This window comes from Klebsiella sp. RCJ4, from assembly GCF_009025755.1.
GTDB lineage: Bacteria > Pseudomonadota > Gammaproteobacteria > Enterobacterales > Enterobacteriaceae > Klebsiella > Klebsiella michiganensis.
The window spans coordinates 200,461-213,807 of record NZ_WCIN01000023.1 but is presented as its reverse complement, the minus strand read 5'-3'; the positions used below and the strand labels follow the sequence as shown (position 1 = coordinate 213,807).

At 61.7% G+C, this 13,347-nt stretch carries 15 protein-coding genes; all 15 read left to right on the top strand.

Annotation, left to right across the window (positions count from 1 at the left end; translation table 11 throughout):
* Positions 1–67: 67 nt before the first annotated feature.
* On the top strand, positions 68–403 hold the full coding sequence (eutS, locus tag F8562_RS07470) for an ethanolamine utilization microcompartment protein EutS (protein WP_004123425.1): 336 nt from the start codon (positions 68–70) through the stop codon (positions 401–403).
* A gap of 12 nt (positions 404–415) precedes the next feature.
* Entirely contained in the window at positions 416–895 is a 480-nt protein-coding gene (gene eutP, locus F8562_RS07465; RefSeq protein ID WP_009654912.1) for an ethanolamine utilization acetate kinase EutP, read from the top strand.
* Positions 873–1,565, top strand: coding sequence for an ethanolamine utilization acetate kinase EutQ (gene eutQ / locus F8562_RS07460; protein WP_014230335.1), 693 nt, complete (start codon positions 873–875; stop codon positions 1,563–1,565). Before eutP ends, eutQ begins: the two co-directional genes overlap by 23 nt.
* Positions 1,562–2,365, top strand: coding sequence for an ethanolamine utilization cob(I)yrinic acid a,c-diamide adenosyltransferase EutT (gene eutT / locus F8562_RS07455; RefSeq protein ID WP_014839175.1), 804 nt, complete (start codon positions 1,562–1,564; stop codon positions 2,363–2,365). The genes eutQ and eutT overlap by 4 nt, the downstream gene beginning before the upstream one ends.
* Positions 2,362–3,378, top strand: a complete 1,017-nt coding sequence (pta, locus tag F8562_RS07450) for a phosphate acetyltransferase (protein ID WP_014230333.1) — start codon at positions 2,362–2,364, stop codon at positions 3,376–3,378. The genes eutT and pta overlap by 4 nt, the downstream gene beginning before the upstream one ends.
* Positions 3,379–3,419: 41 nt before the next feature.
* On the top strand, positions 3,420–3,710 hold the full coding sequence (gene eutM, locus F8562_RS07445) for an ethanolamine utilization microcompartment protein EutM (protein WP_094909355.1): 291 nt from the start codon (positions 3,420–3,422) through the stop codon (positions 3,708–3,710).
* 114 nt (positions 3,711–3,824) lie between these two features.
* Positions 3,825–4,112 (top strand): ethanolamine utilization microcompartment protein EutN, encoded by a 288-nt coding sequence (gene eutN, locus F8562_RS07440; RefSeq protein WP_004853058.1) that lies wholly within the window; start codon positions 3,825–3,827, stop codon positions 4,110–4,112.
* Between the two features lie 11 nt (positions 4,113–4,123).
* The gene (locus F8562_RS07435; RefSeq protein ID WP_004853056.1) at positions 4,124–5,527 is read left to right on the top strand and encodes an aldehyde dehydrogenase family protein; all 1,404 of its coding nucleotides are present in this window, start codon (positions 4,124–4,126) and stop codon (positions 5,525–5,527) included.
* 10 nt (positions 5,528–5,537) lie between these two features.
* Entirely contained in the window at positions 5,538–6,377 is an 840-nt protein-coding gene (gene eutJ, locus F8562_RS07430; RefSeq protein WP_014839174.1) for an ethanolamine utilization protein EutJ, read from the top strand.
* Positions 6,367–7,554 (top strand): ethanolamine utilization ethanol dehydrogenase EutG, encoded by a 1,188-nt coding sequence (gene eutG / locus F8562_RS07425; RefSeq protein ID WP_014839173.1) that lies wholly within the window; start codon positions 6,367–6,369, stop codon positions 7,552–7,554. Before eutJ ends, eutG begins: the two co-directional genes overlap by 11 nt.
* Positions 7,555–7,748: 194 nt before the next feature.
* Positions 7,749–8,981 carry an ethanolamine utilization protein EutH gene (eutH, locus tag F8562_RS07420; RefSeq protein WP_004853049.1) on the top strand — a complete coding sequence of 411 codons (1,233 nt, stop codon included), beginning with the start codon at positions 7,749–7,751 and terminating at the stop codon, positions 8,979–8,981.
* Positions 8,978–10,381, top strand: coding sequence for an ethanolamine ammonia-lyase reactivating factor EutA (eutA, locus tag F8562_RS07415; RefSeq protein WP_025106628.1), 1,404 nt, complete (start codon positions 8,978–8,980; stop codon positions 10,379–10,381). Before eutH ends, eutA begins: the two co-directional genes overlap by 4 nt.
* An 11-nt stretch (positions 10,382–10,392) precedes the next feature.
* Positions 10,393–11,754: an ethanolamine ammonia-lyase subunit alpha gene (eutB, locus tag F8562_RS07410; RefSeq protein ID WP_004104373.1), complete on the top strand. Its 1,362-nt coding sequence runs from the start codon at positions 10,393–10,395 to the stop codon at positions 11,752–11,754.
* 20 nt (positions 11,755–11,774) lie between these two features.
* On the top strand, positions 11,775–12,668 hold the full coding sequence (eutC, locus tag F8562_RS07405) for an ethanolamine ammonia-lyase subunit EutC (protein WP_032693169.1): 894 nt from the start codon (positions 11,775–11,777) through the stop codon (positions 12,666–12,668).
* Between the two features lie 9 nt (positions 12,669–12,677).
* Positions 12,678–13,337, top strand: a complete 660-nt coding sequence (eutL, locus tag F8562_RS07400) for an ethanolamine utilization microcompartment protein EutL (RefSeq protein ID WP_004853042.1) — start codon at positions 12,678–12,680, stop codon at positions 13,335–13,337.
* Positions 13,338–13,347: the final 10 nt, after the last annotated feature.

Here is a 13,347-nt window from a genome sequence, read left to right as displayed (position 1 = left end):
GAATTTTGTTATTTACTCCAGCGGAAACTTGTCACGATAAGCGCAAGTTTTAGCGGAGCGGTGAGCCATGGATAAAGAACGCATCATTCAGGAATTTGTACCCGGCAAGCAGGTGACGCTGGCGCATCTGATTGCACATCCTGGGGCAGAACTGGCGAAAAAGATCGGCGTTCCCGAATCCGGCGCTATCGGCATTATGACCTTAACCCCTGGAGAAACCGCCATGATCGCCGGTGATTTAGCGATGAAGGCCGCCGATGTGCATATCGGTTTTCTCGACCGGTTTAGCGGCGCGCTGGTGATTTATGGCTCGGTCGGCGCGGTAGAAGAGGCGCTGCTGCAGACGGTGAGCGGGCTTGGCCGATTATTAAATTACACCCTCTGCGAGTTAACCAAAAGCTAATTAGAGGCGGCAATGAAACGTATTGCATTTGTCGGTACGGTGGGTGCGGGAAAAACAACGCTATTTAATGCGTTGCAGGGGAATTATTCCCTCGCGAGAAAAACGCAGGCCGTGGAATTTAACGAGAAAGGCGATATTGACACCCCGGGGGAATATTTCAGCCATCCGCGCTGGTACCACGCATTAATTACCACGCTGCAGGATGTCGATACGTTGATTTATGTCCACGCGGCAAATGATACCGAAAGTCGCTTACCCGCCGGACTACTGGATATTGGCGCGAATAAACGACATATCGCCGCGATCAGCAAAACGGATATGCCGGACGCCGACGTCGCCGCGGTGCGGCAACTGCTGTACGGGATGGGGTTTCAGGAGCCGATTTTCGAACTCAACGCTCACGACCCGCAAAGCGTAGAGCATCTGGTGAATTACCTGAGTGAGCTCAGCCAAAAGGAGGAAGGGGCAGGTGAAGAAACTTATCACAGCTAACGATATTCGTGCGGCCCACGCGCGAGGCGAAGAGGAAATATCGGTTGTGCTGCGCGCCAGCATCATCACCCCGGAAGCCCGCGAAGTCGCGGAGCTGCTGGGCGTCGCCATCCAGGAGTGCGATGAATCCGCGCCAGAGCCGGCAGTCCCGGCGGCAGAGGAAAAAACCGAAAGCCAGCGCATTCGCGAAACCATTATCGCGCAGCTGCCGGAAGGGCAGTTTACCGAAAGCCTGGTGGCGCAGCTGATGGAAAAAGTGATGAAGGAGAAGCAGTCGCTGGGGATGGACGCGATGCAGCCCAGCTTTAAGGCGGTCACCGGTAAAGGCGGCGTAAAGGTCATTGACGGCAGCAGCGTGAAATTCGGCCGCTTCGACGGCGCCGAACCGCACCGCGTCGGCTTAACGGATTTGGTCACCGAGCAGGACGGCAGCAGCATGGCCGCCGGGTTTATGCAGTGGGAAAACGCCTTCTTCCCCTGGACGCTGAACTATGACGAGGTCGACATGGTGCTGGAGGGCGAACTCCACGTGCGCCATGAAGGTGAAACCATGGTGGCCAAAGCCGGGGACGTGATGTTTATCCCGAAAGGTTCGAGCATTGAATTCGGCACGCCGTCGACCGTGCGCTTCCTGTACGTCGCCTGGCCTGCGAACTGGCAATCGCTATGAAAGATTTTATTACCGAAGCCTGGCTCAGAGCGAACCATACGCTCAGCGAAGGGGCAGAAATTCATCTGCCCGCCGACGCCCGTCTGACGCCTTCGGCCCGGGAGCTGCTGGAAAGCCGCCGTCTGCGCATTAAGTTTCTCGACGAGCAGGGCAGCCTGTTTGTCGATGACGACGCGCAGCAGCCGCAGCCGGTACACGGTTTAACCAGCAGCGGTACGCATCCGCAGGCCTGCTGCGAACTGTGCCGCCAGCCGGTAGACAAAAAACCGGACACCCTGACCCATCTGACGGCGGAGAAAATGGTCGCCAAAAGCGATCCGCGGCTGGGCTTTCGCGCCGCCCTCGACGCCACCATCGCCCTGGCGGTATGGCTGCAAATCGAACTGGCGGAGCCCTGGCAGCCCTGGCTGGCGGATATCCGCTCGCGCCTGGGCAATATTATGCGCGCCGACGCCGTGGGTGAACCGCTGGCGGCGCAGTCTATCGTCGGGCTGAACGAGGATGAACTGCATCGCCTTTCCCACCAGCCGCTGCGCTATCTCGACCACGATCATCTGGTGCCGGAAGCCGGCCACGGCCGCGATGCCGCGCTGCTCAATCTGCTGCGCAGCAAAATACGCGAAACGGAAACGGTCGCCGCGCAGGTCTTTATTACCCGCAGTTTTGAGGTCTTACGTCCGGACATTCTGCAGGCGCTCAACCGCCTCTCCAGCACCGTCTACGTGATGATGATTTTAAGCGTGGCGAAACATCCGCTAACCGTCAGTCAGATCCAACAGCGTCTGGGAGGGGAGCAATGATTATTCAACGCGCCCGTCAACTGGCTTTGCGTTCGCCCGCCCGGGTGGTGTTTGCGGACGCGCTGGATATCCGCGTCCTCAAAGCGGCGCACTACCTCCAGCAGCAGGGGCTGGCAAAGCCGATTTTGATCGCCAGCCCCTTTGCCCTGCGCCAGTTCGCCCTCAGCCACCGCCTGCCGATGGACGGTATGCAGATCGTCGACCCGCACAGCAACCGGCAAATGCGCGAAGCGTTTGCCCGGAGCTGGCTTGCCCGCGCCGGAGAAAAAACGCCGCCGGACGCGGAGGAAAAACTCAACGACCCGCTGATGTTCGCCGCCGCCATGGTCAGCGCCGGGAAGGCCGACGTGTGTATTGCCGGCAATCTCTCCTCGACGGCGAACGTGCTGCGCGCCGGATTACGCATTATTGGCCTTCAGCCTGGCTGCAAAACGCTGTCGTCGATCTTTCTGATGCTGCCGCAGTACGTCGGACCGGCGCTGGGATTTGCCGACTGTAGCGTGGTGCCGCAGCCGACGGCGGCGCAGCTGGCGGATATCGCCATCGCCAGCGCGGAGACATGGCAGGCCATTACCGGCGAGGAGCCGCGGGTGGCGATGCTGTCGTTTTCCAGCAGCGGCAGCGCCCGTCATCCCAACGTCGCCAACGTACAGCAGGCCACAGAGATCGTACGTCAGCGCGCTCCGCAGCTGATGGTGGATGGCGAACTGCAGTTTGACGCCGCCTTCGTGCCGGAGGTCGCCGCGCAAAAAGCGCCCGCCAGTCCGCTGCAGGGGCGGGCCAACGTGATGGTTTTTCCGTCGCTGGAAGCCGGCAACATCGGCTACAAAATCGCCCAGCGCCTGGGCGGCTATCGTGCGGTCGGGCCGCTGATTCAGGGGCTGGCCGCACCGCTCCACGACCTCTCCCGAGGCTGTAGCGTGCAGGAAATTATCGAACTGGCGTTAGTGGCAGCCGTGCCGCGCCGGAGTGACGTAAGCGGCGAGTGCCGCTTACCCACGCAGGTTGAATGAACGGTCCCGTTCTGGACCCCCTTAAGTAAGAGGAAAACACAATGGAAGCATTAGGAATGATTGAAACCCGGGGCCTGGTTGCGCTGATTGAGGCCTCTGATGCGATGGTGAAAGCCGCGCGCGTGAAGCTGGTTGGCGTGAAGCAGATTGGCGGCGGTCTGGTGACCGCGATGGTGCGCGGCGACGTGGCGGCCTGCAAAGCCGCTACCGATGCCGGCGCCGCTGCGGCGCAGCGCATCGGCGAGCTGGTCTCGGCGCACGTGATTCCGCGTCCGCACGGCGATCTGGAGGAGGTGTTCCCCATCAGTTTTAAAGGCGACAGCAACATCTGATGGTCGGGCCGGATAAGACGCGCCAGCGTTGCCCTCCGGCATTAACGCGCGCCATTGCCTGATGGCGCTGCGCTTATCCGGCCCACGACTTACCACGCAATTCAGGGAGGCGGTATGAAACTGGCAGTCGTCACGGGACAGATTGTCTGCACCGTCCGCCATCAGGGGCTGGCGCACGACAAGCTGCTGATGGTGGAGATGATTGATGCCGCGGGCAAGCCCGACGGGCAGTGCGCCGTCGCCATCGACAGCATCGGCGCGGGGCCCGGCGAATGGGTGCTGCTGGTGAGCGGAAGCTCGGCGCGACAGGCACACCGCAGCGAGGCGTCTCCTGTCGATTTGTGCGTCATCGGTATCGTCGATGAAGCGGTGGCTGGCGGTCAGGTGATTTTCCATAAATAGGACTGAACATCATGAATCAACAGGATATTGAACAGGTGGTGAAAGCGGTACTGCTGAAAATGACGGCCAGCAGCCAGCCGGACGACGCCGTTCATGAGATGGGCGTCTTTGCCTCCCTGGATGACGCCGTCGCGGCGGCAAAGGTGGCCCAGCAGGGGCTGAAAAGCGTGGCGATGCGCCAGCTGGCGATTCACGCCATCCGTGAGGCGGGCGAAAAACACGCCAGAGAATTAGCGGAGCTTGCCGTCAGCGAAACCGGCATGGGTCGCGTTGAAGATAAATTTGCCAAAAACGTGGCCCAGGCGCGCGGCACGCCGGGCGTGGAGTGCCTCTCTCCGCAGGTGCTCACCGGCGATAACGGCCTGACGCTGATTGAAAACGCGCCCTGGGGCGTGGTGGCCTCGGTCACCCCCTCCACCAACCCGGCGGCGACGGTAATTAATAACGCCATCAGCCTGATTGCCGCGGGCAATAGCGTGGTGTTCGCCCCGCATCCGGCGGCGAAAAGGGTTTCCCAGCGGGCGATTATGCTGCTCAACCAGGCGGTGATTGCCGCGGGCGGTCCGGCCAATCTGCTGGTCACCGTGGCGAACCCGGACATCGAAACGGCCCAGCGGCTGTTTAAGTACCCCGGTATTGGCCTGCTGGTGGTCACCGGCGGTGAAGCGGTGGTGGAGTCCGCGCGCAAGCATACCAATAAACGTCTGATTGCCGCCGGCGCCGGTAACCCGCCGGTAGTGGTCGACGAAACGGCCGACCTGGCGCGCGCCGCGCGGTCCATCGTCAAAGGCGCCTCGTTTGATAACAACATCATCTGCGCCGACGAAAAGGTGCTGATTGTGGTCGATAGCGTCGCCGACGAGCTGATGCGCCTGATGGAAGGCCAGCAGGCGGTGAAGCTCAGCGCGGCCCAGGCCGAGCAGCTTCAGCCGGTGCTGCTGAAGAATATCGATGAGCGCGGCAAAGGTACGGTCAGCCGTGACTGGGTGGGACGTGACGCGAGCAAGATTGCCGCCGCCATCGGCCTGAACGTGCCGCCGCAGACGCGCCTGCTGTTCGTGGAAACCCCGGCCAGCCATCCATTTGCCGTGACGGAACTGATGATGCCGGTGCTCCCTGTCGTACGGGTGGCCAGCGTCGATGACGCTATCGCGCTGGCGGTGCAGCTGGAGGGCGGCTGCCACCATACGGCGGCGATGCACTCGCGCAATATCGACAACATGAATCAGATGGCGAACGCCATTGATACCAGCATTTTCGTCAAAAACGGGCCGTGCATCGCCGGGCTCGGGCTGGGCGGAGAGGGCTGGACCACCATGACCATCACCACGCCAACCGGGGAGGGGGTGACCAGTGCGCGCACCTTCGTTCGCCTGCGGCGCTGCGTGCTGGTGGATGCCTTCCGAATTGTATAAGGGATGACTCATGGCACACGACGAACAACGTTGGCTCACCCCCAGACTGCAAAAAGCGGCCGCCCTGTGTAATCAGACGCCTGCCGCCAGTGAATCACCGCTGTGGCTGGGCGTGGATTTAGGCACCTGCGACGTGGTGTCGATGGTTGTCGACAGCGAAGGGCAGCCGGTGGCGGTGTGTCTGGACTGGGCTGACGTCGTGCGTGACGGTATCGTCTGGGATTTCTTCGGCGCCGTCACCATCGTGCGCCGCCATCTCGATACGCTCGAACAGCAGCTTGGCTGTCGCTTCAGCCACGCGGCGACCTCGTTTCCGCCGGGCACCGACCCGCGTATTTCGATCAACGTACTCGAATCTGCCGGACTGGAAGTTAGCCACGTGCTGGATGAACCGACCGCGGTGGCGGATCTGCTACAGCTCGACAACGCGGGCGTGGTGGATATCGGCGGCGGCACCACCGGGATCGCTATCGTCAAACGGGGCGAGGTGACGTACTCCGCCGATGAAGCGACCGGCGGTCACCATATCTCCCTGACCCTCGCCGGTAACCGCCGCATGCCGCTGGAAGAGGCGGAGCAGTACAAGCGCAGCAACGTCCAGGAGATCTGGCCGGTGGTGAAGCCGGTATACGAAAAGATGGCCGAGATTGTTGCTCACCATATCGAAGGCCAGGGCATTGCTGATTTATGGCTGGCGGGCGGCTCCTGTATGCAGCCGGGCGTGGACGCGCTGTTTCGCAAGCGCTTCCCGGAATTACGGGTGCATTTACCGCAGCACAGCCTGTTTATGACCCCGCTGGCGATAGCCAGCAGCGGGAGAGAGAAAGCGGAGGGAATCTATGCAAGCTGAACTGCAGACGGCGCTCTTTCAGGCATTCGATACCCTGAATCTGCAGCGGGTGAAAACCTTCAGCGTGCCGCCGGTGACGCTGTGCGGCCTCGGCGCGCTGGGCGCCTGCGGTCAGGAAGCGCAAGCGCGAGGCGTAAGCCATCTGCTGGTGATGGTCGACAGTTTCCTGCATCAGGCGGGAATGACCGCCGGGCTTGCGCGCAGCCTGGCGATGAAGGGGGTGGCGATGACCGTCTGGCCCTGTCCGCCGGGAGAGCCGTGCATTACCGACGTCTGCGCGGCGGTGGCGCAGCTGCGCGAATCGAAGTGCGACGGCGTGGTGGCCTTTGGCGGCGGTTCGGTGCTTGACGCGGCGAAAGCGGTCGCGCTGTTGGTCACCAACCCGGAGCAGACGCTCAGCGCGATGACGGAAAGCAGCGTACTGCGCCCGCGTCTGCCGCTCATTGCGGTGCCGACCACCGCCGGAACCGGCTCGGAAACCACCAACGTGACGGTGATTATCGATGCGGTCAGCGGGCGCAAGCAGGTGCTGGCGCACGCCTCGCTCATGCCGGACGTGGCGATTCTCGACGCCGCCCTGACCGAAGGCGTTCCGCCGCCGGTGACGGCGATGACCGGGATTGACGCGCTGACCCACGCCGTTGAGGCGTACAGCGCGCTCAACGCGACGCCCTTTACCGATAGCCTGGCGCTTGGCGCGATAGCGATGATCGGCCAGGCGCTGCCGAAGGCCGTGGGCTACGGCCACGACCTCGCCGCCCGCGAAAGCATGCTGCTGGCTTCCTGTATGGCGGGAATGGCCTTTTCCAGCGCGGGTCTGGGTTTGTGTCATGCGATGGCGCATCAGCCCGGCGCGGCGCTGCATATTCCACACGGGCAGGCCAACGCCATGCTGCTGCCGACGGTAATGCGGTTTAACCGCATGGTATGCCGCGAGCGTTTCAGCCAGATCGGCCGGGCGCTGACCGCTAAAAAAACCGACGACCACGAGGCTATTGCCGCCGTTGAGGCGCTGATCGCCGAAGTCGGCCTGAGCAAACGACTCTCTGACGCCGGGGCGAAGCCCGAACATTTCAGCGCATGGGCGCAGGCGGCGCAGGAGGACATTTGTCTGCGCACCAATCCACGCACCGCCACCCGGGAGCAGGTTATCGATCTGTACGCGGCGGCGCGCTGATGCGGCCATTTTCCCGGAGGCGTGTGGCTGTCCCGGCTCGCGCTGCGCTTAGCCGGGCTACAGGATTGCAGCCGTCTGCTATTCCGTAGCCCGGGTAAGGCGTTCACGCCGCGACCCGGGAAAGCCCCCGGAGCGCGGTTAATGCCCCGGCGTTCACAGTATCTACAAATCATAAATGACAGGGAGTAAAGGCTATGGGAATTAACGAAATCATCATGTACATCATGATGTTCTTTATGCTGATTGCCGCCGTAGACAGGATCCTGTCGCAGTTTGGCGGCTCGGCGCGCTTTCTCGGCAAGTTTGGCAAAAGCATCGAAGGATCCGGCGGCCAGTTCGAAGAGGGGTTTATGGCGATGGGCGCGCTGGGCCTGGCGATGGTCGGGATGACCGCGCTGGCGCCGGTACTGGCACACCTGCTCGGGCCGGTGATAATTCCGCTGTATGAAATGCTCGGCGCCAACCCGTCGATGTTCGCCGGAACGCTGCTGGCCTGCGATATGGGCGGCTTCTTCCTCGCCAAAGAGCTGGCGGGCGGCGACGTGGCGGCGTGGCTCTATTCCGGCCTGATCCTCGGGGCGATGATGGGGCCGACGCTGGTGTTCTCCATTCCGGTCGCGCTCGGCATCATCGAGCCCTCCGACCGCCGATACCTGGCGCTGGGCGTGCTGGCCGGGATCGTCACGATTCCAATCGGCTGCATCGCCGGCGGCCTGGTGGCCATGTACTCCGGCGTGGAGATTAACGGACAGCCGGTGGAGTTCACCTTCGCGCTGATCCTGATGAATATGATCCCGGTGCTTATCGTCGCGGTGCTGGTGGCGCTGGGGCTGAAGTTTATTCCGGAAAAAATGATCAACGGCTTCCAGATCTTCGCCAAATTTCTGGTGGCGCTGATCACCATCGGCCTGGCCGCGGCGGTCATCAAGTTCCTGCTCGGCTGGGATCTGATCCCGGGGCTCGACCCGATCTTTATGGCTCCCGGCGACCAGCCCGGCGAGGTGATGCGCGCCATTGAAGTCATTGGCTCGATCTCCTGCGTGCTGCTCGGCGCTTATCCGATGGTGCTGCTGCTGACCCGCTGGTTTGAAAAGCCGCTGATGCGCGTCGGTAATCTGCTGAAAATCAACAATATGGCTGCCGGCGGGATGGTAGCGACGCTGGCCAACAACATCCCGATGTTCGGTATGATGAAGCAGATGGATACCCGCGGCAAAGTCATCAACTGCGCGTTCTCCGTCTCCGCCGCTTTCGCGCTGGGCGACCACTTAGGCTTCGCCGCCGCCAACATGAACGCCATGATCTTCCCGATGATCGTCGGCAAGCTGATCGGCGGCGTCACCGCCATTGGCGTAGCGATGCTGCTGGTGCCGAAAGATGAAAACGCACCGGCGGCGGCGAAAACCGAAGCGGAGGCGCAATCGTGAAAACTCGCCAGCTGCTGAGCGTCGGTATCGATATCGGCACCACCACCACTCAGGTGATCTTCTCCCGCCTTGAGCTGGTTAACCGTGCGGCGGTGTCGCAGGTGCCGCGCTACGAATTCATCAAACGCGAAATTAGCTGGCAAAGCCCGGTCTTCTTTACCCCGGTTGATAAGCAGGGCGGTCTGAAGGAGGCCGAACTCAAGGCGCTGATTCTGGCGCAGTATCAGGCCGCCGGGGTTGCCCCCGAATCGGTGGACTCCGGGGCGATCATTATTACCGGTGAAAGTGCGAAAACCCGTAACGCCCGTCCGGCGGTGATGGCGCTCTCGCAGTCGCTCGGCGACTTTGTGGTGGCCAGCGCCGGGCCGCATCTGGAATCGGTGATTGCCGGTCACGGCGCCGGCGCGCAAACCCTTTCTGAACAGCGGATGTGCCGGGTGCTGAACATTGATATCGGCGGTGGTACTTCAAACTACGCGCTGTTTGAAGCGGGAAAAATCAGCGCCACCGCCTGCCTGAACGTTGGCGGGCGCCTGCTGGAGACCGACGGCCAGGGGCGGGTGGTTTATGCCCATCAGCCGGGACAAATGATCGTCGATGAGGTTTTTGGCGCAGGCGCCGATGCGCGCGCGTTGAGTGCTTCGCAGTTAGCGCAGGTGGCGCGCCGGATGGCGGAGCTGATCGTCGAAGTTATCGACGGCACGCTCTCTCCGTTGGCGCAACGGCTGATGCAAACCGGCCTGCTGCCCGCAGGCGCGGTACCCGAGGTGATAACCCTTTCCGGCGGAGTGGGCGAGTGCTACCGCAACCAGCCCGCGGATCCGTTCTGTTTTTCTGATATTGGGCCACTGTTGGCCACGGCGCTGCATGAGCATCCGCGGCTGCGGGAGATGAACGTGCAGTTCCCGGCGCAAACCGTACGCGCCACGGTGATTGGCGCCGGCGCGCACACGCTCTCGCTTTCCGGCAGCACCATCTGGCTGGAGGGGGTTCAGCTCCCGCTGCGCAATCTGCCGGTGGCGATCCCGCTTGATGAAGCCGATCTGCTGAGCGCCTGGCAGCAGGCGCTGATGCAGCTCGACCTGGATCCGGGATCGGATGCTTACGTGCTGGCGCTTCCTGCTTCGTTGCCGGTGCGCTACGCCGCCCTGCTGGTGGTGATTGACGCGCTGCTGGCTTTTGTCGCGCGCTTTCCCAACCCGCATCCCCTGCTGGTGGTGGCCGAGCAGGACTTTGGCAAAGCGCTGGGCATGCTGCTGCGCCCGCAGCTGCAACAACTCCCGCTGGCGGTCATCGATGAGGTGAGCGTACGGGCGGGGGACTATATCGACATTGGTACGCCTCTTTTTGGCGGATCGGTTGTGCCGGTGACGGTGAAATCACTCGCATTTCCTTCCTGAGGGAACGACTTATGAAACTAAAGACCACATTGTTCGGCAATGTTTATCAGTTTAAGGATGTAAAAGAGGTGCTGGCTAAAGCCAACGAACTGCGTTCGGGGGATGTGCTGGCGGGGGTGGCGGCGGAAAGTTCGCAGCAGCGCGTGGCGGCGAAGCAGGTCCTCTCCGATATGACGGTCGCCGATATTCGTAATAATCCGGTGATTCCTTATGAAGAGGACTGCGTGACGCGCCTGATTCAGGATGACGTCAACGAAACCGCCTATCAGCGGATTAAAAACTGGACCATCAGCGACCTGCGCGAATACGTGCTTAACGATGAGGTCACCAGCGATGACATCGCGTTTGTGCGCAAAGGGCTGACCTCAGAAGTGGTGGCGGCGGTGGCGAAGGTCTGCTCCAACGCCGACCTGATCTACGGCGCGAAGAAAATGCCGGTGATTAAAAAAGCCAACACCACCATCGGCCTGCCGGGCACCTTTAGCTGCCGCCTGCAGCCGAACGATACCCGCGATGACGTGCAGAGCATTGCCGCGCAAATCTACGAGGGGCTCTCGTTCGGCGCGGGCGATGCGGTGATCGGCGTTAACCCGGTAACCGATGACGTGGAGAACCTGACCCGCGTCCTCGATACCGTCTACGGCGTTATCGACAAGTTTAATATCCCGACCCAGGGCTGCGTGCTGGCGCACGTCACCACCCAGATTGAAGCGATCCGTCGCGGCGCGCCGGGGGGGCTTATTTTCCAGAGCATCTGCGGCAGCGAAAAGGGGCTAAAAGAGTTCGGCGTGGAGCTGGCGATGCTCGATGAAGCGCGGGCGGTCGGCGCCGAGTTTAACCGGATCGCCGGGGAAAACTGCCTCTATTTTGAAACCGGACAGGGCTCGGCGCTTTCCGCCGGGGCGAACTTCGGGGCGGACCAGGTGACGATGGAAGCACGTAACTACGGCCTGGCGCGGCACTACGATCCGTTCCTCGTCAATACCGTGGTGGGCTTTATCGGGCCGGAGTACCTCTATAACGATCGGCAGATTATTCGCGCCGGTCTTGAAGATCACTTTATGGGCAAGCTGAGCGGCATCTCGATGGGCTGCGACTGCTGCTACACCAACCATGCCGACGCCGACCAGAACCTCAATGAAAACCTGATGATTCTGCTCGCCACCGCCGGCTGCAACTACATCATGGGCATGCCGCTCGGCGACGACATCATGCTCAACTATCAGACCACCGCGTTTCACGATACCGCTACCGTCCGTCAGCTGCTGAATCTACGGCCGTCGCCGGAGTTCGAACGCTGGCTGGAAACCATGGGCATTATGGCAAACGGTCGTCTGACCCAACGGGCGGGCGATCCGTCACTGTTCTTTTGATGACGCGGGGATGACACATGATGGATCAAAAGCAGATTGAAGAAATTGTACGTAGCGTGATGGCGTCAATGGGACAACCGCAGACGGCAGCAGCAGCGCCTGAGGCGACGGTGACGAAATGCGCCAGCCGGTGCGAGGTCGCCGCGGAGAGCTGCGCGCTGGATTTAGGTTCGCCAGAGGCGAAAGGCTGGATTGGCGTGCAGCAGCCGCATCGCGCGGAAGTGCTGGCCGAACTGAAGCGCAGCACCGCAGCGCGCGTGTGTACCGGCCGCGCCGGTCCGCGTCCGCGCACCCTCGCGCTGCTGCGCTTCCTCGCCGACCACTCGCGCTCCAAGGATACGGTGCTGAAAGAGGTACCGGAGGAGTGGGTGAAAACCCAGGGATTGCTGGAGGTACGCTCCGAAATTAGCGACAAAAACCTCTACCTGACGCGCCCGGATATGGGCCGTCGGCTGAGTCCGGAGGCGATTGACGCGCTTAAGGCGCAGTGCGTGGCGAATCCTGACGTTCAGGTGGTGGTATCCGATGGCCTCTCTACCGACGCGATTACCGTCAACTATGAAGAGATCCTGCCGCCGCTGCTGTCGGGCCTGAAGCAGGCCGGACTGAAGGTCGGTACGCCGTTCTTCGTCCGCTACGGGCGGGTCAAAATTGAAGATCAGATTGGCGAAATTCTCGGCGCGAAGGTGGTCATCCTGCTGGTAGGCGAACGTCCGGGGCTGGGGCAGTCGGAAAGCCTCTCCTGTTACGCCGTGTATTCGCCGCGCGTGGCGACCACCGTCGAAGCGGACAGGACCTGTATTTCCAATATTCACCAGGGCGGCACGCCCCCGGTAGAAGCCGCGGCGGTGATTGTCGATTTGGCCAAACGCATGCTGGAGCAGAAGGCTTCCGGCATCAACATGACTCGGTAAGGAGGCATCATGCCTGCATTAGATTTAATTCGCCCTTCGGTGACGGCCATGCGCGTGATTGCCTCAGTGAATGACGGCTTTGCCCGCGAGCTTAAATTACCGCCACATATACGTAGCCTCGGACTCATCACGGCGGATTCGGATGATGTGACTTATATTGCCGCTGACGAAGCGACAAAACAGGCGATGGTGGAAGTGGTCTACGGTCGTTCTCTTTACGCCGGCGCGGCCCACGGTCCTTCGCCAACCGCAGGTGAAGTGCTGATTATGCTGGGCGGCCCGAACCCGGCGGAAGTGCGCGCCGGTCTGGATGCGATGGTGGCGCATATCGAAACTGGGGCCGCGTTCCAGTGGGCCAACGATGCCGAAGATACGGCGTTTCTGGCGCACGTGGTGTCGCGTACCGGCTCTTATCTCTCGTCTACCTCCGGCATTGCGCTGGGCGATCCGATCGCTTATCTGGTGGCGCCGCCGCTGGAGGCGACCTTCGGTATCGATGCGGCAATGAAATCGGCCGACGTGCAGCTGGTGACCTACGTGCCGCCGCCGTCGGAAACCAACTATTCCGCCGCCTTTTTGACGGGAAGCCAGGCCGCCTGTAAAGCCGCCTGTAACGCCTTTACCGATGCCGTTCTGGATATTGCCCGTCATCCAATCCAGCGCGCGTAAGGGGGAAGCG